Origin of the sequence: Rheinheimera sp. MMS21-TC3 (genome assembly GCF_032229285.1) — a bacterium.
Classification (GTDB): Bacteria; Pseudomonadota; Gammaproteobacteria; order Enterobacterales; family Alteromonadaceae; genus Alishewanella.
The window spans coordinates 137848-161731 of sequence record NZ_CP135084.1 but is presented as its reverse complement, the minus strand read 5'-3'; the positions used below and the strand labels follow the sequence as shown (position 1 = coordinate 161731).

The window sequence follows — 23884 nt, the reverse complement described above, 5'->3', positions numbered from 1 at the left end:
TTAGCACTTTACTTACCCGGTTCTGGCACCGACTTTTTATTCACGCCTTGTTGTTGAGTGATCTCAGTCGCTAATTCTTTGTCTTCCTTAACTGGGGTTAAGCCATTCTGCTCAGCGCCGTGACTTGGTGTATAAGACAAGGTTGTCATTAAGGCAAAATGATCTGAGCCTATAGATGGCAGCCGCTGGATTTGATTAAGCGTAAAGTGTTGGCTATGAAATAAATGATCTAATGGCCAGCGTAAAAAAGGGTAACTAGCATGAAAGGTATTAAACATTCCTCGGCCTACACGAGGGTCTAGTAAACCACTTAACTTGCGAAATAAGCGGGTAGTGCGAGACCAAGCTACGTCGTTTAAATCACCGGTTATAATTGTGGCTTGCGGTGTATCTGCAATACTGCGTGCCACTATAATAAGCTCGGCATCACGCTCAATTGATTGCTCATTTTCAGTTGGGCTAGGTGGTGCTGGGTGCAAAAAGTGCATCCGTACTTTGTTACCACATTTTAAGGTCAATAGCGCATGCATTGAAGGCACATCATCTTCTACTAAATAGGCGATCTCGCTATCAGTTAAGGCTAAGCGTGAGTAAACATGCATACCATAAAGGTTATCTAGCGGGCACTTTATAGTGAAAGGCATTTCAGTTTCTAAGCAATCTAGCTGTTGTTGCCACCATAAATCAGACTCTAGGGTAACGAGTACGTCGGGTTTATGTTGTTTAACTAGCTGTATAAGACTATCAGCATTACGATTAGGCGTTAGCACATTAGCTGTAATAATGGTGAGCTGACGCTCGGGGTTAGTATTTTCACTAGATAAAACTTCATATGGCCATAAACGGGTATAGGGCAGGATCCACCATAGTTGCCATAGTAAACAGAGCAATACACTAGAGGCTAATAACCAGTGATGCCAAGCTGTAAAGTTAAAGAAGTAAAGCTGACTGAATAATAAAGCACTGGCTAAGACGGCCAGTTGCAGTCGAGGAAAGTCTAAACCGCGTATGGTCCAATGTGAGTTTTTCCACAGCGGTAGTACGGTGGCTAAAACAATCAGAATAGTGCAAACGGATAAAGCCAAAGACATTTAATATTCCTAAATGAAACGCTTAATAGTGGTTGATTAGAAAATCCTATAACGGCCTTAGGTTGTATAAGATAACATTATGCTCTAAATACTTAACCTTAAGAGAAAGTAATACTAAGATCTTATTAGTCTGCAAACTACTATAAATTACAGTTAAGACCAAGAATCTTAAGAGATAAGAATAAATAAAGACTAGACGCTGGTCGGTAATTAGGGTTTAACTGTCGCAATAATATTGTTGATTTAGCCCAAACTGCTAAGACTAAAGTATACAAATTATTTAAAGAGTATAAGTATGAAAAAAATCAATCTTGCACTATTGGTACTCTCATTGGGCATAAGCCATGCTGCTTCTGCAGCAACATTAATTTATGCCGGTAAGTTAATTACGGCAGATAGCGATAAAGTAAAGTCTAACCAAACAGTTGTTGTAGAAAACGATAAAATTATAGCTATTGAATCGGGTTATAAAAAAGCAACTGCAGCTGATCAGGTTATTGATTTACGCAACCACACTGTTATGCCCGGCCTTATGGATATGCATACCCACTTTTATAGCCAATTTAGTGCTACTGCTTATGCTGATGCCTTTACTATGAATGAAGCTGACTCTGCCTTAAGAGCGGCGACTTATGCTGAAAAAACCTTAATGGCTGGCTTTACAACGGTGCGTGAGTTAGGGGATAAGCATCAAATAAGTGTCGCTTTAAAAAAGGCTATTGCTAAAGGCTATGTTAAAGGTCCGCGTATTTTTGCAGCAGGTAAATCTATTGCTACTACCGGAGGGCATGCTGATCCAACCAACGGTGTCGCTTATGCGTTAATGCAAGATCCTGGGCCTAAAGAAGGGGTAATAAATGGTGCTGATGAGGCACGAAAAGCGGTTCGTCAACGCTATAAAGAAGGATCTGATTTAATTAAAATTACTGCCACAGGCGGCGTGTTGAGCGTAGCTAAAAGCGGCACTAACGCTCAATTTACGGATGAAGAACTGGCCGCTATTGTTAGCACTGCAAAAGATTATGGAATGAAAGTTGCTGTTCACGCTCATGGTAAAGAGGGTATGGAGCGTGCTATTAAAGCAGGCGTAGACTCAATTGAGCATGGTACTTATATGGACAAAGAAACCATGGCATTAATGCGCAAGCATGGTACCTACTTTGTGCCTACTATCATTGCTGGTAAGTGGGTAGAAGAAAAATCTAGTATTGATGGTTTTTTCCCTGAGCTTGTTAGAACTAAAGCTGCGACTATAGGCGGTTTAATGCAAAACACTTTTGCTAATGCTTATAAAGCCGGGGTGAAAATTGCTTTTGGTACTGATGCTGGGGTATTTGAACACGGCAATAATTGGCAAGAGTTTGTCTATATGACGGAAGCAGGCATGCCGGCTTTAGCTGCTATCCAAAGTGCGACTATAGAAGGTGCCCGATTACTAGGCATAGAAGATCAACTAGGTAGTATTACTGTAGGTAAAATAGCAGATATTATTGCTGTGCCTGGAGATCCATTACAAGATATTAAGCAAATGGCTAAGGTAAACTTTGTAATGAAAGCTGGCGAAGTATTTCGCCAGTAATTAATCAGCTCCCGTTTTTAACTAGACTAGTCTGGTTGAAAACGGGTTAATAGGGCTTGGGTATCAGCTAAAATAGCTGACTTTAAATCTTGTTCTGCTTGTAAGCGAATTTTGTCTTGCTGTTTGGTTAAGGCTTTATCTTGATTATTACGGGCTTCATGGGTTGGCATATCTTTTACAGCCAGATACATTTGGTATAAGCCGCTATAGGTCGTATTTGGTTCAGGCGTTCGCTCAGGCACTAAGTGATCTAATAGCACCCATAATCTTAGCGCTCCCTCTGAAAGCTCGCATTGCCCTTCCAACATGGCTTTACAAATAAGCACTATGCTGTTGGTTAAATAAGCTTTTCGTTCAGACGTTAATTCCTGCTGCTGTTCAGCTTGTTGTTGGCGCTGCTGCTGCAGTTGCCATAATAACTTACCAGCATAAAAAGCCAGAGCAGCAACTATTATTGCACCAAGGGTAATAAGTATTATTGCTGCGGTGCTAGCCATTAGTCGTCACCTAGTAAGTCTTTACGCCAGTCTTTTTGCTCAAAGGCGCTTAATAAATCTTCAGGCTCATTCTCTTGTTCTTGATCTAAGCCTAATTCGGCTAGTAATTCAGTTAAACGTTTAGTTTTAGCATTGAAGTACTTGGCGTCTTTACCTGTTAATTGCTCATCTTGTTCAACTTTTTCTAATAGCTGTTGCAAGTATGTATCATTTTCAATAGCTGCTAGTTCCACTTCCGGGGCTAGAGGTATTGGTTTAGCTTTGCTCAGGCTAGCACGGGGCAATTGTTCTTTACTGCTGGTTTCTGTTGCAGGCAGTAAAGAGATAGGAGTTTTACTGCCTAAACGTTTATCTTTAGTGCTATTGCTGGTGTTTTCAGGCTTAGTGGTTGCCACATTATTGCGGTTACCAGACTTTAAGCCAGCTCCTTTCTTTTTGGTTTGAGCTTTGGGCTCACGAGTTTTACGAGCATCTTCAGCATTTAAATGCCTTAGACCATTGGGACCAGCGGAGCGAGATTTTTTCTGACGAGTCATGTTGATTACCTACTAAAAAGTGGCCGCATTTTAACCGTCTTTGGTTATAAAGACTAATGCTTTATGCGTTGCATGATCACAACATCATTTGCAGGAAAATGCAATTTATAGCCATCACGTTTAGCTAAAAAATGAAAAGTATGTTCCGAAAAAAAGCTAATATGGGTTGGGTCAGCTTTATAATGCCAGTTTTGAAAAAAATCTAATGATGTATAACGTTTAGTCATAATAGCAATAACGCCAGCAGGAGCTAACATTTGTTGCCACTTTTGCCATTCAACAGCGGGCTGTACAAAGTGCTCAATGGCTTCGCTACAAGTAATAAAATCGTACTGCTGGTTTAAAACTGTTTTGTCTGCGGCAAAAAAGGGATCCCAAACTGCCATTTTTTGCCCTTGTTGTTGCAATATTTTTGCTAGCAAAGGCCCTGGACCGCAACCGTAATCTAATCCTGATAGATTAGTCTGAGCTAAATGTTGCTGCAGCGGTTGAGCTAAACGTTGTAAAAAATTGCGATAGCCTAAGTCTTGGAGGTCATTATTATGCAATTGGTAGTGTTTTAACTCATCGGCAGCTGAAAGTAATGTAGTGCGATCGGCAAATACTAAGGCACAGTTTTGGCATTGCCAATATGAGCGAAGTTTATCTTGGCAAAAGTACTGAGTACCTTGATTACATAATGGGCAATGTTGGTTTGGCATCGCGACATAAAGCTTATTTTAGTGTTATATAAAGAAAAAGGCGATAAGTTAACCTATCGCCCTGGATTTTTATGTGCCTGTGACACTATTTTTGCTGTCGTCATCCTGACACTAGGTAAATACCCTGTCAGCTCTAGTTCCGTGTTTTTATTATTTTCTTCCATGAGAATTTTATTATTGATGATCTTCCTAATACTTTATTAGTCATCCTTGCGCGTGAAACACGCGGCACATCTTCCTGATGTGTTAATCTGAAGGTACTGCATATTTAGTGCGAGCACTGCCACTTCCTTGCGCTAATTCCCTGTTGTTATTTATGTTTGTTACTTAATGTAACTGCTATTAATCTACTCGTTTTCAAAAATATGGCAAGCTATTGCTATAAAAAAAGTTCAACTTACAACCAAATAAATTTTTATATTGTTATATAACAGATAGTTATAATTTTTATTTTTTGGTTTGATTATTCATAAAGAACCCAAAATAGCTATTTTTTGATGTTTTTTTTGATAATTTTCTGCGATGAAGCGACAAAAAAGCCGGTTAAATTAACCGGCTTTTGTCAAAAAATGTAATTAAGGTTTAGTGTAAACCACCTAAATATTGTGAAATCAATTCTATATCAGCATCTGTTAGCTTTTTCGCTATATCTGCCATCATACCATTTGGATCGTTAGTACGAGTTCCATCACGAAACTCAGCCAAAGTGGTTTTTAAGTAAGTTGCATTTTGAAAGGCAATTTTAGGGAAGTTAGCTAAGCCAGTGCCAGTACCTGTAGGGCCATGGCAGGCAATACAGGCTGCGATACCACGTTCAGCATCACCACCACGGTAAAGTTTTTCACCGGCAGCTATTACGTTTTCTGGTGTAGTGCCAGGCTTCATTTTTTGTGAAGCAAAATAGGCAGCTAAATCTTGCATATCTTGATCTGATAGTGCGGCAACCATACCAAACATAATGGCATTATTTCGGCCTTGTTTACCGGCAGTTTGCATACCTAACTTATATTCTTTAAGTTGTTTATATAAATAAGTTGCGTGCTGGCCTGCAATTTTGGGATACATGTCTAACTGGCTATTGCCATCAGTACCATGACAAGCAGTACAAGTTGTCGATTTTGCTTTGCCTGCTTCAGCATCGCCGTTGAAAGCCTGAGCTGTGCCGATAAGACCAAACACTAGCGCCAATGGAAATAGAATTTTTTTCATGTTTTATCCGTCTCTGTCCGCAGTAAAGTGCCAGCATACTGGCATTCAGGAGTAATAACCTTAATGTTGAAGTCTATTTTACACGATTTAGCAGAAAGTAAAATGGCATATAGCATGCAAAAGCTTCTGCAGATCTACTAGATCCGTTACAATAGCTATAAATAAATAGCCGGAGTAGGCCGTGTACAAGTCAAAAATTAATTATCAGCGTGCAACTTTTTTAACCAGCGCACCTGATATCAAGGCGTTACCTGCAGATCAGGGAATAGAAGTTGCCTTTGCTGGTCGTTCTAATGCGGGTAAGTCTAGTGCGTTAAATACCTTAACGCGACAAAATAGTTTAGCCAGAACCAGTAAAACACCAGGTAGAACTCAGCTAATTAATACCTTTAGCTTAGATGCTGAGCGTAGATTAATTGATTTACCTGGTTATGGTTTTGCAAAAGTACCTTTAGCGGTTAAAGAAAAGTGGCAAAAGTCGTTAGCCGAGTATTTGCAGAAAAGACAAAGCTTAAAAGGCTTAGTGGTATTAATGGATATTCGCCATCCCTTGAAAGATTTAGATCAAGATTTAATAACTTGGGCGGTGGCTAGTGATTTACCAGTATTAGTATTGTTAACTAAAGCGGATAAATTAGCTTCAGGTGCCCGGAAAAAAGTTCTATTAGAAGTTAGAGAAGCCTCACTAGCTTTTATGGGGGATGTGACTGTTCATATGTTTAGCTCATTGAGTAAGCTTGGTTTAGATAATGTAGAACAAATGCTAGATATTTGGTATCGGGCTGAAGAAATCTCTACAGAAGATAAAGAATAAAAAAACCGACACTAAAGAGTGTCGGTTATAGCGAATGAGGGAGAAGCTATAATATTAAATTAACAGGGTGTCTTTAAAGACAACGCTATTATACATATAAAACTGCAACATTAAAGTAATTGCTCTAAATTTGAGGTGCGGGCGTTTTAGTGAGCCTGATCCCAGTTATCGCCATGACCAGCTTCTGCTACTAAAGGCACATCTAATTTAGCTGCAGTTGCCATTAAATCAACCAGCTGCTGCTTAACCGCCTCGACTTTATCGCTATCAACCTCAAATACTAATTCATCGTGAACTTGCATTATCATAGTGACGCTATCGTTGTTTTGTTGTTGTAACCAATTATCGACAATTATCATGGCTTTTTTAATAATATCTGCTGCTGTGCCCTGCATAGGCGCGTTGATAGCTGCGCGTTCAGCCGCTTTTTTACGGGCCATATTTTTAGCGGTAATTTCTGGTAAATATAACCGACGACCAAAAATCGTTTCTACATAACCCTGCTCATGCGCTTGTTTGCGGGTGCGATCCATATAATCTAATACACCAGGGAAGCGTTCAAAATAACGATCAACATAATGTTGAGCTTCAGCACGGCTAACACCCAGTTGCTTGGCTAAGCCAAAAGCAGACATGCCATAAATTAAGCCAAAGTTAACCGCTTTAGCGCTACGGCGTTGATCAGAGGTTACTTGTTCTAAACTGACGGCAAAGACTTCCGCAGCTGTAGCGCGGTGAATATCGCGACCTTGAGCAAAGGCCTCTAGTAAGGCTTTATCTTGTGATAAATGGGCCATTATGCGTAACTCGATTTGCGAGTAGTCGACGGCGACAATTTGCTTGTTTTTAGGTGCAATAAAGGCTTGGCGGATCCTGCGGCCTTCTTCGGTGCGAATTGGAATATTTTGTAAGTTAGGATCGGTTGAGCTTAATCTTCCTGTAGCAGTTACTGCCTGATGATAAGAAGTATGTACACGGCCCGTTAGTGGATGCTGCATTTTAGGTAACTTATCGGTATAGGTTGATTTTAATTTACTTAAACCGCGGTGCTCGGTAATTAGCTTAGGAAACTCATATTCTAGCGCTAACTCGGCTAAAACCTCTTCCGCTGTAGAAGGGGCACCAGTAGGTGTTTTCTTTAAAACGGGTAACTCCATTTGTGTAAAAAGAATTTCTTGTAGCTGTTTTGGCGAAGCTAAATTAAAAGTAGTCCCTGCTTGCTCATAAGCTTCTTGCTCTAATATTGCTAAACGTTCGGCAATCTGCTTGCTTTGGGCATGCAATAACTTAGCATCTATCAAGACGCCATGGCGCTCCATACGTGACAGTATATCGACTAAGGGTATCTCTATCTGTTGTAGCACTTCTACTAGCTGTGGCTGCTGTTGTAACTGAGGCCATAGTGCCAAGTGCAGCTGCAGTGTAATATCGGCATCTTCAGCCGCATAGACTGCAGCTTTATCTAGCTCTATTTGATTAAAGGTTAGCTGTTTTGCCCCCTTGCCTGCTATTTCTTCAAAGCTAAAGGTTTTTTTACCTAAGTGTTTTAACGCTAAGCTGTCCATATCATGGCGACCGGCTACGGAGTTAAGCACATAAGACTCCAGCATAGTGTCGAACTTAATGCCTTTTAGTTGAATATTATGCCGTGCTAGTACACTTTGATCGTACTTTAAGTTTTGGCCAACTTTAGCAAAATTATCGCTTTCAAGCCAAAAAGCAAGCTGCTGTAATACCCAATCCCGATCTAGCTGCTCTGGTGCACCAACATAGTCGTGGCCAACTGGGACATACCAAGCTTTATCAACACTAGTGGCTACTGATAAGCCAACTAAATCTGCTTGCATATAGTCAAGACTAGTGGTTTCGGTATCAAAAGCGGTGAGTTCACTGTTGCGTAATGCTTCTAGCATAATGGCAAAATCAGCTTCGGTTAGTACTGTTATATAATCAGCTTTGGCCGCTTCGACAGCAATAACTTCTGCAGTGCTGTTTTCTGACTGTTCTTCAGCAAGGTTGTCAGAACTAGTGCTAAGAATTTCTTTTAACCAACGGTTAAATTCACATTCTTGGTATAAAGCGGTTAACGCAGCGGTATCAACTGGTGCAATTACTAAATCATCTAAAGTGACATCAAGCTCAACATCAAGCTTTATTGTTGCTAAACGGCGTGATAGCTCAAGTTGCTCTTTAAACTCTTCTAATTTGGCTTTCATGGTTTTTGCACCACGAAAGCTTAAAGTAGCCACTTGATCTAATTGTTGATAAATCGCTTCTATGGAGCCCATGCCTTGCAATAAAGCGACAGCTGTTTTTTCACCAACGCCTGGCACACCCGGAATATTGTCAGACTTATCGCCCATTAAGGCTAAATAATCGATTATTTGTTCAGGTTTAACACCAAACTTTTCTAGTACTGTATCAGGCTGCAAGATGGTGTTGGTCATAGTGTTGATAAGAGTGACATGCTGATCAACTAACTGGGTCATATCTTTATCACCGGTTGAGATAAGCATCTCTCTGCCGGCAGCACTAGCTTGTTTTGCTAAAGTACCAATAACATCGTCTGCTTCTACACCGCTAATGCAAATTAACGGTAAGCCCATAGCTTTAATAATATTATGCAAAGGTTCAATTTGACTGCGCAGATCATCTGGCATGGCAATACGGTTAGCTTTATATTCGCTATACATCTCATTACGAAAGGTTGGCCCTTTAGCGTCAAACACTACGGCCATTTGCTTAGGGTTATATTGCCGTAATAAGCTTTTTAGCATATTAACGACGCCATAGATGGCACCGGTAGCTTCACCACGCGAGTTAGTTAAATGTGGTGGCGAATGATAAGCGCGAAATAAATAAGAAGACCCATCAACTAAAATAAGTGGACTGTCTGCGTTGCTAGTCATGACATTAAACATCCTGCAGAAATAAAGCTATAGCATGCCACAGCAGGCTTAAGGCTGCTAGTTTGCTTAGTGAATTAACTGAAGCACAACCTGTGGATAACTTTGTGCAAAACCTAAGCATAGCTTTAATTTACATAAAAGACAGTTAAAATAAAATGCTTGGTAAGTTGTTGATTACATTGGTTGTTTGTAAGTTCGGGAATGCTTTATTAGTTTTACTTAATGTATATTCAATTTGTGGAAAACCATTTTATATTAACAATTATATTTAAAATATGATGGCTATCAATTCATACGGTTAGTTAACTAGCCTAGCATAAAACTGTAGATTTCCAATTATAAAATAGCTAAATGCCAGTACCGATTAAAGTGTGATTTATGATATTAAAAGGGTAACAATACCGATAAAACCTAGGCTGTAGTTAATTACTTTAAAACAATCTGCTATTATAATGAGGTTTAATTTTATTAGTAGTGCTGTAAAAATTTCTAGCTAACTGCTATTTATGGGTGTTTTAAGCTTCCACTTTTTATGGCTAGGGGGCTATAATGCAACAAATTTATACGACCTCTATAAAGGGATCATAGATAATGAAAAAACTGACCATCGCTATTACTCTGCTCTTAATGACTTTAGGTGTTAATGCTAGCTCAGAATCAGATAAGGCAGAGTTAGCCAAGCGTTTAGCACCCGTTGGGCAAGTATATGTTGCTGGTGCAGTTGTGGCTTCAGCTGAAGCATCAGGACCGCGCAGTGGTGAAAAAGTATACCAAACTTCTTGTTTTGCTTGTCACGGCACTGGTGTACTAGATGCACCTAAAAAAGGTGATGCAGCATGGAAACCTAGACTAGAGCAAGGATTTGATATCTTATTAAAGCATTCAATTGATGGGATTCGTAATATGCCTGCCCGCGGTACTTGTGCTGATTGTACTGATGATGAACTAGCAGCAGCGATAAAATTTATGACTGAAGGTGTATAGCCAGCATAATTAAGTTTCATTAAAAACCGCTATTAATAGCGGTTTTTTTTATCTGCGCTAAGTCGTTAATATGATATACAACAATTAAATTGTTAATAAAGCTTTCAAATGGCGAAAAAATATGCATAATTGAACTGTTAACGTAATTACCTTAAAGGGGTACTGATAAGGTGAGTGCTGAACTTAGCTAAAAAGGAAGTTAGAGCTAAAGTCATGAACAAACCTTTAAATTCTCATCTGCGGCGGCTGAAGCTATTAATTCAGCGTTACAAACAAGCTTATATTACCCAAGGTGCTTTACTTCGTTTATCTGAATTAGCAAGTACCATTAGTGATATGCGTGATTTTTATCCTGCTATTCATAAAATGGTGTCTGAGCTGCTACATGCTGAAAACTTCTATGTTGTATTCTATGACCAAGTTAATAACGAGTATTCAGCTCAGTATTTCTCTGATGAAAAAGATCAAAAAATTATAGCGCAACTGTCTTCTGCTGCCTTTGCTTCTGGCTTAACCGGCTATGTGGCACGCACGGGTAAAGTCTTGTTATGTGATGAGGCATTATTCAATACCTTAGTGCAGGAAGGTGCAATAAAAGCTCAAGGCAGCCCTTGTGCGCACTGGCTAGGCATACCCTTATGTCGAGGTAAGCAGGTCATTGGTGTTATGGTTATCCAGTCTTATAATTTTCAGTATCGCTATACGGAGGCGGATTTAGATTTATTTCGTAGCATTAGTGATCATACTGTAGTGGCATTAGATCGTGTGAAACAGCGCGAGTTATTAGAAGAAACTGTGCGCCATCGCACCCAAGAGTTACAAAGTACTAATATCTCGTTAGAAAAAGAAGTACAAGAGCGGATTAATGCTGAGAAGTTGCAAGCTGCGCTATATCGTATCTCTGAGTTGACGGCAAGTAGCGAAGATATGGCCAGTTTTTATTTAGCCATACAACAAATACTATCAGAGTTTATGCTAGCTGAAAATTGCTATATCGCTTTATTAAGCGAAGATAAATCAATTTTAAACTTTCCGTTTTATCATGATCAATACTCATCTTCGGGGCAAAGCCGTCCTTTAAGTCGAGGTTTTACAGAGTATATTTTACGTTGTGGTGAAGCTAAGTTGATTACACCTGAGTATGCTAATCAACTGGTGTTAGCTGGTGAAATAAAGCGCCCTGCTGCAACTGCTGATAGTCCAACCCCTTATGCTAGTAGCTGGTTAGGAGCGCCTTTAATGGATAACCGACAAGCCATAGGGGTTATAGCGCTGCAATCTTATCAGCAGCAATACCGATATGGTGAATATGAGCTAAGCATTTTACGTTTTGTATCACAAAACATTGCCATTGCTATTCAGCGTAAGTTAGCTGCAGAACAGCAAAAGCAAGATCAAGAAGAACTAGAGCGCCGAGTGTTTGAAAGTACTCGTGAATTAAGGCAAGCCAATTTATTTTTACGGTTGCAGGTAGAAGAACGTAAAAAGATTGAAGCTAGATTATTTTATGAAGCTAACCATGACTCATTAACAGGTTTAGCGAATAGGCAAATGTTTTTACAGCTATTAAAACAGCAATTTTTCTTAAGTAAACGTCAACCTGATTTATATATCGCTTTGTTATATATAGACTTAGATCGATTTAAGGATATAAATGATAGTTTAGGCCATCATATAGGTGATGCTTTTTTAATTGAAGCCAGTCAACGCATAAAAAACGTCGTTCGGGAGCATGATCTTGTGGCGCGCTTAGGTGGGGACGAGTTTGTGGCTTTACTAACTAATTTACATAATGAGCATGATGCAGAGGAAATTGCCCAGCGCATTGTACAGGTATTGTATAAACCCTTTTTATTAGATGGCCATCAGATGATTTCTGGTGCTAGCGTAGGGCTAGCTTATTTACAGCCGGAGCACACAACAGCAGATGCGTTAATGCGAGACGCTGATGCGGCTATGTATCAAGCTAAGAGCCAAGGCCGCAATCAGTTTAGAGTTTTTAATTCTTTGTCTAATCAAGTATTAGAAAAAACTTAGTAATTTTTACTTATTATTTAACAGTTGACGCAACCTATCTAAATGCGCTTGACCGCTTTGCAGCCTCTGCTGTTCTGTTTTTACTGGTGCTTGTTTTTGCCACTCTAAATCATCCTGCGGTAACTCGTATAAAAAACGGCTTGGCTCAGGGCGTATAACCTCGCCAAATTGGCGGCGCTCTTTGGCGTAAGTAAAAATAAGCTCGCGCTGTGCTCGGGTGACACCCACATAAGCTAAGCGACGCTCTTCTTCTACATTGCCCTCATCAATACTGGTTTGGTGTGGCAAAATACCTTCTTCCATACCCACCATAAAGACATAAGGAAACTCTAAGCCTTTAGAGGCATGCAAGGTTAGCAACTGCACTTGATCGGCGTTATCTTCTTGCTCTTGTCGCTCCATCATGTCGCGTAGTGTTAAACGAGTGACTACTTCAGACAAGGTCATGGGCTCTTCATCGTCTTTGCCCGCTAGCATTTCACTGATCCAACGATAAAGTTCATTAATATTTTTTAAGGCCATTTCTGCTGCTTTAGGGCTAGTGCTACTTTCAAATAGCCAGGCTTCATAATGACTTTGCCGTATTAAATCGCGAATGGCTTCAGCGGGGTCGGCACGCTGGGCGTTGTCGGCTACTTGGCTAATCCATTTAGCAAATTGTTGCACAGCATTTTGGCTGCGAGCCGATAAATGCATAGAAAGCTCTGACTCACAGCAGGCGGCAAATAAGCTAATGTTCTTTTCGTTGGCAAGCTGGCCCACTTTTTCTAATGTTGCTGCACCAATTTCTCGTCTAGGGGTATTAATAATACGCAGTAGCGCATTGTCATCGTCTTGGTTTACCACTAAGCGTAAGTAAGCCATCATGTCTTTAATTTCACTACGGGAAAAAAAGGATGTGCCACCGGAAATCCTATAAGGAATACGGTTAGTCATTAAGGCTTTTTCAAACACTCTGGACTGGTGATTACCGCGATACAATAATGCATAGTCACGATATTGGCTGCGGTTGATAAAACGATGAGAAATAATTTCAGCAACCACTTTTTCCGCTTCATCTTCTTCGTGCTTACAAGGTAATACTTTTAAAGGCACGCCATAACCATTTTCACTAAATAGTTTTTTTTCAAATTCATGGGGGTTATTAGCAATTAAAATATTAGCGGCTTTTAAGATCCGCTCTGCAGAGCGGTAATTCTGCTCTAGCTTAATCACATTCAAATTGGGGAAGTCAGTTTTTAGCAAAGATAAGTTTTGTGGGCGTGCGCCCCGCCAAGAGTAAATAGACTGATCATCATCACCTACCACAGTAAAGCGCTGGCGCTCGCTAACTAAGGCTTTAACCAGCTGATATTGGCTAGTATTCGTATCTTGGTATTCATCCACCAATAGGTATTGAATTTTTTGCTGCCACTTTTCTTTAACTTGCTGATTATGCATAAACAATAAAGTTGGCATTAAGATTAAATCATCAAAATCAAGGGCGTTATAGGCATTAAGTTGTTTTACATATTGTTGGTAATAGTTGGCAAAACTAATATCTTGCGCTTCAGTCGCACTAGCAATGGCTTTAGCGGGTAAAATAAGCTCATTTTTCCAATGGCTAATTCGGCTTTGTAAGGCGCGTAATAAGTCTTTGTCGCCTTGAATATCGCTTGCACTTAATTCTTTTAATAAGGCTAAGCTGTCTTGGTCATCGAATAAGGTAAAGTTGGCTTTATAGCCAATATGGCGGTATTCTTTTTTTAGAATATTTAAACCTAAAGTATGAAAGGTAGAGATAGTTAAGCCGCGGCTTGCCGCTTTAGGTAGTTGCTGACCAATGCGCTCGCGCATTTCTCTGGCGGCTTTATTAGTAAAGGTTACAGCAGCAATATGACGGGCACTTAAATTACACTGCTGAATTAAATAAGCAATTTTATTGATAATAACCCGTGTTTTACCACTACCAGCACCGGCTAAGACTAAACAAGGGCCAGAAATATAATGAACAGCGGCATTTTGTTGCGAATTTAACTTCATTTACCCACCTTTTAATTAAGTTGGCTATTGTAACGAAAATTGAAAGCAAATAGCATGCGGCAAACACATTTAGCACGCTAAAATAGCCGCATTAATAGTTTAAACGCCATCTGTAACATAGTGGCGAAGGAGAGCAGCATGATAGATCCAAAAAAAGTTGAAGACATTGCAAAACAAATAAGCAATGTGATCCCGCCGCAATTAAAGCAGTTTGCCGACAGTGCTGAAGGTAAAATTAAACAAATTTTACAGCAAAAGTTAGCAGATATGGATTTTGTGAGCCGCGAAGAGTTTGATGTTCAACGTCAAGTATTACTGCGCACTAGAGAAAAGCTAGAGCAATTAGAGCAGCAAGTTGCGGTGTTATTAGCCGAAAAAACTCAAGATTTTAGCGGAAAAGATTTACCCTCTTCTGATCAAGTCTGAGTTAGTAGAGTATAAACAGTTAAATTACCGAGTATTGAGGGGTTAAAGCATGCATCAGCATGCATCAACCCCCTGTTATTAGCTTAGCCTTGCGGACGAGCTACTTTTAAAATTTCTGTTAACCCTGCAACCGCACCGCCAATGTTGGCTAGCTCAGCTGGAACTATCATAGTGTTGTTGGTTTTGGCTAGGTTACCAAATTCTTTAACATATTGCTCTGCTACGCGTAAGCTAACTGCTTCAGCGCCGCCTGGGTGATTAATCGCTTCAGCAATTTTGCTAATACCTTCAGCTGTTGCAATGGCAATAAGCTCAATTTCACGAGCGCGACCTTCGGCTTCGTTAATTTGACGCATTTTGTCACCTTCAGACAAGTTGATGACTTCTTGCTTTTGACCTTCAGAGACGTTAATCATGGCTTGACGTTCACCTTCTGATCTGGCGATAGCGGCACGACGCTCACGTTCAGCACGCATTTGCTGTTCTAAAGCATCTTTAATGCTGATGGGTAGCTCAATATCGGCAATTTCATAACGTAATACTTTTACACCCCAAGGTGCAGCTGCTTCGTCTAGTGCCTTAACCACTTCTTCGTTTATTTTTGTTCGTTCTTCAAAGGTTTTATCTAGGTCGGTTTGACCGATAACTGAACGCATGGTGGTTTGAGCTAGTTGCGCCGAAGCATAACGATAATTATTAATACCGTAACTGGCTTTATGCGGATCAACTACTTGCAAGTATAAAATACCATCTATGCCTACTTGAATATTGTCTTTAGTAACACAGGTTTGACGCTGCACATCAATGACTTCTTCTTTTAAGCTGTGGGTATAGGCCACTTTATCGATAAAAGGGATTAAAATATGAAAACCAGAATCTAAGGTACGAGAATATTTACCTAAGCGTTCAATAACAAAGTTTGTTTTTTGTGGCACAACTCGCGCCGTTTTTATAATAGTGATAATAACGGCTAAAGCAAAACCAGCCATTAAAATAGTGTTAATGTCGACCATCAAGTTTTCTCCTTAATTAGATGGGTAATACAGGCATAGTAATTAGTTTTAGCGATATTAATTAGGTTTATTGGCGCTAACTTGAAGTTTAATGCCTTGGTTAGCAATAACCCAAGCAACATCGCCGGCTTGTAATGGGTCGTTAGATTCTGCATCCCACTGTACGCCATTTAATACTACACGCCCAGCTCCTTGCTCAAAGGTACTGTGAACAATAACGCGTACGCCAATGTCTGAAGCGACATTAGAAGGCTGTTCTGTGCTATCTGCGGTATAGCCAACAAACCAGCGTTTGCAGTGGCTACGGACACTAAATAGCATCGCTAGCGATAACACGGCAAAAATTAAAAACTGCAAGCTGTAGCTAGAGATAATGTCATAATTTAATAACAAGCCAACAATAATTGCTGCGACACCCAAAAATACCGCAACAATGCTGGTGGCCATTAACTCTGACAGAATTAGCACTATGCCTGCAATGATCCAAAGCGTAGCTATATTCACTTAGGTTACTCCATGATTAATTCTTTACACGCTTTAACTTATAACGTAATTAATTTGTTAAAGCATGATTGATATTAAAACATTAAGCGCTGTGATACACGTTAAAGTCGTTGCCTAGCATAAAAATAATTAATTATGCTTTGTTGCTCTGTTTAATTTCAATTAAATCATACTGGCGCATTTGGGGTATAGTTTGTTGAATATCGGTTTCTAATTGGTCTAGTTTATGTAGGCTGTCACATAAAGCTGCACCACGGTGCTCTAGGGTGCTAACTTGGCTTTCAACTTTTTTCTCTAGTTGAGTAGCAAAATTTTCCATCTTAACGGCAAAGGCCTCCATGCGCTGTTCAAAAGTCCCTTCGCCACTAGTTAAAGCCTTACCTACTACCTGCATTAAGCTGCCTATTGATTGGCTAACAGCTTGTTTAATCGCTTGCTCAAAGGCTTCGTCAAATACATCATCAAGTGTATTAAAGCGGCTACCATAAACGGTTATATTATTTTGTTGTTTGAGAATTAAACTTTCGCTATAGCTTTTAACTTTAACGACAGCGGCATTGAGAGCAGAAGTACTAGACACCGGCTCGCCAGTTAACTCACTAACAACCGTATTAATGGCATCACTAGCCAGGACTAGCGCATCTTCAACTAAAGCTAAAGTTTGTACTGTTTGTTGGCGTATATCGGCTTGAAACTGTTGTAACTGTTTTTGCGTTGCTGTGTTGGTTGTAATGCTTTTATTTTCAATCCATAGCTTACCTTGGCTATTAATACGCCATAGTTCGGAATTGTTATTTTGGATGGTAACGCCATCTGCGTTAACAATAAGATCTTTATCAAGCTGAATATTACATTGTTGCTCATGAGCGAAGGCTGTGCCGATAAGTAAGGTTGCTGCAATGAGAAGTGCTTTCATGATTTATTCCTATTTAAGTTGTTTTATTTATTGTTAGAGAAAAATGTAGGTGTAAATGCTGATAAGCAAGTTTAAAGCCATACTTAAGCTGTTGTTTGTTAAGGATTTTAGTTTTAATTGTTTTTTATTTTAGCTCTGGTTTGCTTTTTTGACTAAAAAGTAGTTAAAAATATATGCGGAGTAAAATCGTATAATTGCCTAGTGTTGTTCTACTTAAACCAAAAAATTAACTAAGCATGGCCAATATTGGTTGATTTCTTAGCTAATATTGTTGTTAAAAATAGCTTTTATCTGCCATATTTAAGCAAGCTATTCATACACTATTGAGTAAAAAATGATTCTAAGGCTAATTAGCCCGGTCATACTGTTGCTAAGCGGCATGGTTTCTTTGTTAGTAAGCGCAGAAAAATTGGAGATTGCAACTGAGCATTTCCCCCCCTATAACTATATGGCTGATAATATAGTGACCGGTATAAATACAGAGCTGGTACAGCGCAGTTGTGAGATTGCAGCTATCGATTGCTCTATTCAAAGCTACCCTTGGTTAAGAGCAATGGCGTTAACGCTTAGCAATGAAAATAGTGGTTTATATTCTACATCACGTTCGGTGGAGAGAGAGAGTCAATTTCAATGGGTAGGTCCTTTAGCAAATTCTGATACATTCTTCTTTAGATTAAAATCACGGCCTGAAGTTAAAGTCGTCAATTTGGATGATGCAAAAAAATATGTAGTAGGCGTTGCTCGAGGTGATGTTTATGAAGCCTATTTGCAACAAAACGGTTTTAGTTATGGTGAAAACTTATTTGGTTTTACTACTAAAGCTGATGCGGCCAATTTATTTGTGCAAGGCAAAATAGACTTATTAATAGGCTCATGGCAAATATTGCCAATGTGGTTAGCGCCATATAATGCGACAGTTGAGGATGTGGAGGCGACAATGCAATTAAATGCGATAGGCGCAAACTACTTGGCACTTAATCTTAATGTTCCTAAACCTATAGTGGCTAAGTTGCAACAAGCTCTACAACAGTTACGAGACAGCGGTGAATATCAACAAATAGTGGAAAAATATCAACATTCACTGCAAGCTGAGGGTAATAAAAAAAATTAATTATTACTTAGCCAGTATTTATAAATTAACTGCCTAAGCTTTACTATTAATCTGATTGTAAATTAAAGCTATATTGTTGCGCTTCTTTACTTAAGATAAGGGTGTTACCTTCTATTGTTACTTTAGGCCGACTCTGTAAAAACTGATTAAAAGCCTGCTCACGATCCATAGCGCTAGGTTCGCATGCCATCATAGTTGTTGCTAGTTGAGAAACAACAAGTTCGCCCTTATCTATATGATAGTTACCCATTGCATTGTTACAGCCGGTAAAGCCTGAGAGTTTTCCTTCTTGTAATGCAATATGTAATGGTTTTTGCTCAGGGTTAACCGAGAGTTGTTGATAATGGCCTTGGGGCAGATTAATTTGCTGACAGGCGGCAAGCAAGGCTACTGTAGTGAATACTATAGAACGTGGAAATGTCATGGTATTGCTCCAATCTTACTAAGTTTGTGCATTAGTATGCCATGACAAAACTAACTATAGGCTGAACACAGCATGCCAGAGTAATGTTAATCAATTAAAACGATTAAATTGATTTGTTTTATTCGTTTTAAAAGTAAAGGATACTGAGCTATTATAGCTGCAGTTGAAACAAAAACTATGAACTAACCTAAGGAGTAAGACTATGTCTTCTATTATTAATACAAAAATTAAGCCGTTTAATGCAACTGCATTTCATCAAGGTAAATTCGTACCAGTTTCTGAGCAAGATTTAGCAGGCAAGTGGTCTGTTGTTGTATTCTACCCAGCTGACTTTACTTTTGTTTGCCCAACAGAATTAGGCGATTTAGCTGATTTTTATGCTAAATTCCAAGAGATTGGTGTTGAAGTATACTCAGTATCAACAGATACTCACTTCACTCACAAAGCGTGGCATGACGCTTCTGAAACTATCAAGAAAATCAACTACCCAATGATCGGTGACCCAACAGGTACTATTACACGTAACTTTGGCGTTATGATTGAAGAAGAAGGTTTAGCTTTACGTGGTACTTTCGTAATTAACCCTGAAGGCGAAATCAAAGTTGCTGAAATTCACGACTTAGGCATTGGCCGTAGCGCTGCAGAATTATTCCGTAAAGTACAAGCTGCACAATATGTTGCTAACCACGACGGTGAAGTATGTCCAGCTAAATGGACGCCAGGTGAAGCGACTTTAGCGCCATCATTAGATTTAGTTGGTAAAATCTAAGAGCAGCAATTGCTTTTATACTACCGTGACGATAGCTCGTCACGGTTCAATAAATACGAATTATTTTAGTCGCGTTATTACTGGGCGAGTAACCTCGCCCAGCTTATCTCACAGTTTTTGCTTTTTTAGTCTGTGTTCAGATTGCGGCATAGTTGTGTCTAAAATTTATCGTCTAAAAATATTAAGGAGCTTTTATGCTAGATACTAACCTTAAACAAACATTAAAAACCTATTTGCAGAACCTAAAAACTGAGGTTGAGCTGGTGGTATCTTTAGACGATAGCGCCAAAGCTACAGAGGTAGAAACCTTAGCTCAACAAATTAGCGAGCTTTCTGATTTAGTAACACTACGGCGCGATGATGCGGCTCAAGAGCGTAAGCCTGCGATGCTAGTACGTTCAGTGGCAAAAGGAACCGAAATTACTTTTGCTGGTGTGCCTTTAGGTCATGAATTTACCTCGCTAGTGTTAGCCTTATTGCATTCAGGCGGACACCCAATTAAAGAAGAAGCTGAGACTATTGAGCAAATACGCCAGCTGCCAGGCAATTTTGCTTTTGAGACCTATGTGTCATTAAGTTGCCAAACCTGTCCAGAAGTGGTGCAAGCGTTAAATATAATGTCGGCAATAAACCCAAATATTACTAACGTTATGATTGATGGCGCTATGTTCCAGCAAGAAGTCGCTGATAAAAACGTAATGGCGGTGCCGTCGGTATTCTTAAATGGTGAGCTGTTTTCACAAGGTGCCATTACGTTAGAGAAAATTATTCAAAAGATTGATGTTAATGCTGAACAGCGCCAAGCTGAAGCGTTAAGCAATAAAGATGACTTTGATGTGCTTGTTGTTGGTGGTGGTCCTGCTGGCGCAGCTGCCTCTATTTATGCAGCACGAAAAGGCTTAAATACAGGCGTTGTTGCAGAACGTTTTGGTGGTCAAGTTGCCGATACTGTCGGCATTGAGAACTTTATTTCAGTTAAAAAGACCGAAGGTCCTAAATTAGTGGCTAATTTAGAAGCCCATGTTCGCGAATATGATGTCGATATTATGAATGGTCAGCGCGCAGTAGCGCTAACTAAAGGCGATAAAGTGCAATTAGAGCTAGCCAACGGCGCAGTATTGAATAGTAAAACCTTAGTGTTATCACCCGGTGCGCGCTGGCGTGAAATGAACGTGCCAGGCGAGCAAGAATATCGCGGTAAAGGTGTCGCTTATTGTCCGCACTGTGATGGCCCGTTATTTAAAGGTAAAAGAGTCGCGGTTATAGGTGGCGGAAACTCGGGTATTGAAGCAGCAATTGACTTGGCAGGTATTGTGGAGCACGTGACTGTACTTGAATTTGCGCCTGAGTTACGCGCTGATGCGGTATTAATTAAAAAAGCTAAATCAATGGCTAATATTACTATAATTACCGATGCACAAAGCACAGAGGTAACAGGTGATGGTAATAGAGTTAATGGTATTAATTATACCGATCGCAAAACAGGCGATGCACATCATATTGAATTAGCAGGTATTTTTGTGCAAATAGGCTTAGTACCAAATACTGAATGGTTACGTGGTGCAATCGAGCTATCGCCTCGGGGAGAAATTATTGTTGATGAACGCGGCCAAACTTCAATGCCAGGCGTGTTTGCTGCCGGTGATGCCACCACTACACCTTTTAAGCAAATTATTATTGCCATGGGAGCAGGTGCTACAGCAGCCTTAGGTGCTTTTGATTATATGATACGTCATTAGTAGTTAAAACCTGGCCATAAGGCAGACGTTTTCATTCCCTCACTCATTGAGTGTTACGGCAACTTAGGTTGCCGTTTTTTTATTGTTGGCGTAGAGCATGATCTGCTGGTACGCCTAATAAATCGAGGATCTGGCTATTAATCTGCTTTTTTTCTAGCGGTGGTATCACTAGGGTGGTGATTTGGTTTAATTTAGCCTGCGCCAGTTGTGATAATGGCAAAGTTTCAGCGCGATGTTGCCAAATAGGTAAGTCTGCTGCCTCATAGAGTATGACTAAGTGCTCTGGGGGATACCAGTGCAGGAGGTGTTGAATAAGCACCGCAATATAGCGGCTATTTGGGGTTAGGTTACACAAGCTAAAATCGCCCGCTATAGCGACTTGCCATAAGATAACATAGCCTGACACATCAAGATTACGCTGATAGAACAAAAACTGACTGGCTTCAAATTGCTGGCAGCCCTGCGCTATAGGATCTATTGCTAAATCGGCATATAAGCAGGCATCTGCGGCAATTCCCGCTTCCATTTTAGCTGCATAGCCTAACAGTTTTAATTGGCGCATTGCTTCATGTGGTGGCCAGCTAGCTATGCCTGGGTGGCCATAACAGGCCCAAACGACATTGTTACCTGCTTGTACGGCATTAATGACCGCTGCAATCATGGCTTGATAGCTAATGCTTCGCGATTGCCCAGGGCAATAAAACGGCTGCAAGTCGACTAAATTAGGGTTTATCTGTTGTAAAAAATGAGCAAGGTAATGGGTATTGCTATGAAAAAACACGAGATCAGCCGCGGCAAGTTGGTTTCGCGCTAGTTCGGTCAGTTGGCTACCTAAGGTAATGCCTAAGCCAAGGCAGATTAGGCGGCCTTGATTGGTTTTATTGTTAGTGATTTTAGGCACTTTCTTTGCTGACATGGCTACAGTTTCTACCCGCTGTTTTAGCATGGTATAAAGCCGCATCAGCTTGTTGTAGTATGCTATCAAAGTTTGCCGTACTGCTACTAGCAACGCCAAAGCTAGCGCTAACAGTGATAGTGTGTTCATTTACTGTTATGGCATCATTACTTATGCTTAACCGGCATTGCTCAGCCAGTTTTAATGCATCAGCTAAGTTGCAGCCCGGTAAAAAGATAGCAAATTCCTCACCGCCTATCCGTGCCAGTATATCTTGCTTACGAATATATTGGCTGCAGCGCTCGGCTATGGCTTGCAGCACTTTATCGCCGGTGGCATGACCATATTGGTCATTAATCTGTTTAAATAAATCAATATCAAACATAATCAAGCTGTAGTCATCTTGCTGACGTCGGTTTTTTAGTTGCCGGCTAACCGTTTCGCTAAAATAGCGACGATTATATAATTTAGTTAAAAAATCAGTGGTTGCGAGTTGGTTAAGAGTTGCACGCTTATTATTTAAAGCATAAATAACCAGTAATAATAAAAATGTAAGCGCAATAGAAAATAAAATAGATTTTAATTTATCTTCTTTTTGCAGTTCGCTTTCTAATTGCAGTAAAGAGTTCTGACTTTTTAGTAAAGCGAGTTTGTTTTCGTTTTCTTTAAAATCAGCCTGCGCCATATGGTAAGCCACACTGCGTTGCTTAAACTCATTAACATGAGTATTAAGTTTGCTTATATGCTGCTTATAAGCCTTTACCGCTGCTAAAGTATTACCTTGCGTTTCATACGCTTGGGCCAGTAATAACAAGGCTTCATTTTCGCTGAGGCTATCGCTAAGTTTAGCGGCCAGTAATTGCACCTGTTGTAACTCAGTAACAGCCGCCGTTACTTCACCAAGCCGTAATTGGGCATAGCCTAAAAAATATCGTGCCCGTAAAATGGCATAGGGAAAACCAATGCGCTCAAGGTCGGGTAACATGGCTAGCATTGTAGTTTTGACGAGTGCCGGCTTATTTTTAATATCTATTTCGGCGGTAAATTGCTCTAAACTATGCGTCATTAAAGGCTCTTTAGCACTAAGACAATAGTGACGCACTTGTGCTGCGTGTTCGTTATTATACGTTTGCTCTAAACGAATTTTGGCGTGTAACTCTAGTGTCCAACTTATGCATAATGCTCTAGGTTCGGCTGAAGCTTGCCTAATCAACTGGGCATAGTTAATCGCTTTGTCATAAGCGCCAGCACTAATATGTAGTTGAGTTGCCACGGTATAAACACTGCTAATTAACATTTTATCTGTAACTTTATTCGCCTCGCTTAAGGCTAAATATAAGTGGCTATAAGCATATTGATAATTTTTAATTGATTCATACATATTAGCCAGCAGTAAATTAGCTTTAATTTTACTGTCGGTATAAGGGCTATCGGCTATTGTAGAAGCAATAGCTACTGCTTGATTTAATTCACCTTTTATAGCAACAAGGTAGGCGTTAATAAATATAAACTGGTGCTGCTGTTGTTTTGATAGGCTGTTAAAGTCTGTTTCAGCTAAAAGCCGGCGCGCTTCATCCGGATCACTGGTACGCTGCAATTCGGCGGCATTTAAAGCTTCATCGACATTAATTGCAGCTAACAAATTAGAAGGTATGAAGCCAAGCAGCATACCTAATAGAATTATAAAGGCTATATAGCCAGGCATAAA

General features: G+C 39.9%; 21 protein-coding genes. 8 read left to right on the top strand and 13 right to left on the bottom strand.

Annotated features, from left to right (window positions below):
• Positions 1-8: 8 nt before the first annotated feature.
• Positions 9-1091: an endonuclease/exonuclease/phosphatase family protein gene (locus RDV63_RS00965; protein ID WP_313907676.1), complete on the bottom strand. Its 1083-nt coding sequence runs from the start codon at positions 1089-1091 to the stop codon at positions 9-11.
• 295 nt (positions 1092-1386) lie between these two features.
• On the opposite strand from RDV63_RS00965, the gene RDV63_RS00960 reads away from it, so the two are divergent.
• Positions 1387-2670 carry an amidohydrolase family protein gene (locus tag RDV63_RS00960; protein WP_313907674.1) on the top strand — a complete coding sequence of 428 codons (1284 nt, stop codon included), beginning with the start codon at positions 1387-1389 and terminating at the stop codon, positions 2668-2670.
• A 26-nt stretch (positions 2671-2696) separates the two neighbouring features.
• On the opposite strand, the gene RDV63_RS00955 is transcribed toward RDV63_RS00960, so the two are convergent.
• The 4 genes from RDV63_RS00955 to RDV63_RS00940 all read right to left on the bottom strand — a co-directional run bounded on the left by RDV63_RS00955 (position 2697) and on the right by RDV63_RS00940 (position 5613).
• Positions 2697-3167, bottom strand: a complete 471-nt coding sequence (locus RDV63_RS00955) for a DUF2489 domain-containing protein (RefSeq protein ID WP_313907673.1) — start codon at positions 3165-3167, stop codon at positions 2697-2699.
• Entirely contained in the window at positions 3167-3703 is a 537-nt protein-coding gene (gene yihI, locus RDV63_RS00950) for a Der GTPase-activating protein YihI (RefSeq protein ID WP_313907672.1), read from the bottom strand. The genes RDV63_RS00955 and yihI overlap by 1 nt, the downstream gene beginning before the upstream one ends.
• Positions 3704-3756: 53 nt before the next feature.
• Entirely contained in the window at positions 3757-4404 is a 648-nt protein-coding gene (locus RDV63_RS00945; RefSeq protein ID WP_313907671.1) for a class I SAM-dependent methyltransferase, read from the bottom strand.
• Positions 4405-4986: 582 nt separating this feature from the next.
• Positions 4987-5613: a c-type cytochrome gene (locus tag RDV63_RS00940; protein ID WP_313907670.1), complete on the bottom strand. Its 627-nt coding sequence runs from the start codon at positions 5611-5613 to the stop codon at positions 4987-4989.
• Between the two features lie 181 nt (positions 5614-5794).
• On the opposite strand from RDV63_RS00940, the gene yihA reads away from it, so the two are divergent.
• Positions 5795-6427, top strand: a complete 633-nt coding sequence (gene yihA, locus RDV63_RS00935) for a ribosome biogenesis GTP-binding protein YihA/YsxC (protein WP_313907669.1) — start codon at positions 5795-5797, stop codon at positions 6425-6427.
• Between the two features lie 146 nt (positions 6428-6573).
• Here the strand turns inward: yihA and polA are convergent, their stop codons facing one another.
• Positions 6574-9336 (bottom strand): DNA polymerase I, encoded by a 2763-nt coding sequence (polA, locus tag RDV63_RS00930; RefSeq protein ID WP_313907668.1) that lies wholly within the window; start codon positions 9334-9336, stop codon positions 6574-6576.
• Positions 9337-9927: 591 nt separating this feature from the next.
• Here polA and RDV63_RS00925 point away from each other — a divergent pair.
• Both RDV63_RS00925 and RDV63_RS00920 read left to right on the top strand, forming a co-directional pair.
• The gene (locus tag RDV63_RS00925) at positions 9928-10320 is read left to right on the top strand and encodes a c-type cytochrome (protein ID WP_313907667.1); all 393 of its coding nucleotides are present in this window, start codon (positions 9928-9930) and stop codon (positions 10318-10320) included.
• A gap of 213 nt (positions 10321-10533) precedes the next feature.
• Positions 10534-12357 (top strand): diguanylate cyclase domain-containing protein, encoded by a 1824-nt coding sequence (locus tag RDV63_RS00920; protein ID WP_313907666.1) that lies wholly within the window; start codon positions 10534-10536, stop codon positions 12355-12357.
• 6 nt (positions 12358-12363) lie between these two features.
• Here RDV63_RS00920 and rep read toward each other — a convergent pair whose 3' ends face one another.
• Positions 12364-14379: a DNA helicase Rep gene (rep, locus tag RDV63_RS00915; protein ID WP_313907665.1), complete on the bottom strand. Its 2016-nt coding sequence runs from the start codon at positions 14377-14379 to the stop codon at positions 12364-12366.
• A 138-nt stretch (positions 14380-14517) separates the two neighbouring features.
• Between rep and ubiK the strand changes: the two genes are divergently transcribed.
• On the top strand, positions 14518-14805 hold the full coding sequence (gene ubiK / locus RDV63_RS00910; RefSeq protein ID WP_313907664.1) for a ubiquinone biosynthesis accessory factor UbiK: 288 nt from the start codon (positions 14518-14520) through the stop codon (positions 14803-14805).
• A gap of 83 nt (positions 14806-14888) precedes the next feature.
• On the opposite strand, the gene RDV63_RS00905 is transcribed toward ubiK, so the two are convergent.
• The 3 genes from RDV63_RS00905 to RDV63_RS00895 form a co-directional block, all read right to left on the bottom strand.
• Positions 14889-15818: a stomatin-like protein gene (locus tag RDV63_RS00905; protein WP_313907663.1), complete on the bottom strand. Its 930-nt coding sequence runs from the start codon at positions 15816-15818 to the stop codon at positions 14889-14891.
• Positions 15819-15875: 57 nt separating this feature from the next.
• Positions 15876-16322 carry an NfeD family protein gene (locus tag RDV63_RS00900; protein ID WP_313907662.1) on the bottom strand — a complete coding sequence of 149 codons (447 nt, stop codon included), beginning with the start codon at positions 16320-16322 and terminating at the stop codon, positions 15876-15878.
• A gap of 133 nt (positions 16323-16455) precedes the next feature.
• Positions 16456-17238: a DUF2884 family protein gene (locus RDV63_RS00895; protein ID WP_313907661.1), complete on the bottom strand. Its 783-nt coding sequence runs from the start codon at positions 17236-17238 to the stop codon at positions 16456-16458.
• Between the two features lie 334 nt (positions 17239-17572).
• On the opposite strand from RDV63_RS00895, the gene RDV63_RS00890 reads away from it, so the two are divergent.
• Positions 17573-18349, top strand: coding sequence for a substrate-binding periplasmic protein (locus tag RDV63_RS00890; protein ID WP_313907660.1), 777 nt, complete (start codon positions 17573-17575; stop codon positions 18347-18349).
• Between the two features lie 46 nt (positions 18350-18395).
• Here the strand turns inward: RDV63_RS00890 and RDV63_RS00885 are convergent, their stop codons facing one another.
• A complete protein-coding gene (locus RDV63_RS00885) occupies positions 18396-18773 on the bottom strand; it encodes an META domain-containing protein (RefSeq protein WP_313907658.1) in 378 nt (125 codons plus the stop codon).
• Positions 18774-18975: 202 nt separating this feature from the next.
• Between RDV63_RS00885 and ahpC the strand changes: the two genes are divergently transcribed.
• Together ahpC and ahpF are read left to right on the top strand one after the other, a co-directional pair.
• A complete protein-coding gene (gene ahpC / locus RDV63_RS00880) occupies positions 18976-19542 on the top strand; it encodes an alkyl hydroperoxide reductase subunit C (protein ID WP_313907657.1) in 567 nt (188 codons plus the stop codon).
• Positions 19543-19736: 194 nt separating this feature from the next.
• The gene (gene ahpF / locus RDV63_RS00875; RefSeq protein WP_313907656.1) at positions 19737-21281 is read left to right on the top strand and encodes an alkyl hydroperoxide reductase subunit F; all 1545 of its coding nucleotides are present in this window, start codon (positions 19737-19739) and stop codon (positions 21279-21281) included.
• A gap of 79 nt (positions 21282-21360) precedes the next feature.
• Here ahpF and RDV63_RS00870 read toward each other — a convergent pair whose 3' ends face one another.
• Positions 21361-22197, bottom strand: coding sequence for an SAM-dependent methyltransferase (locus RDV63_RS00870; RefSeq protein WP_313907655.1), 837 nt, complete (start codon positions 22195-22197; stop codon positions 21361-21363).
• The gene (locus tag RDV63_RS00865; protein ID WP_313907654.1) at positions 22175-23881 is read right to left on the bottom strand and encodes a GGDEF domain-containing protein; all 1707 of its coding nucleotides are present in this window, start codon (positions 23879-23881) and stop codon (positions 22175-22177) included. Before RDV63_RS00865 ends, RDV63_RS00870 begins: the two co-directional genes overlap by 23 nt.
• Between the last annotated feature and the right edge of the window lie 3 nt (positions 23882-23884).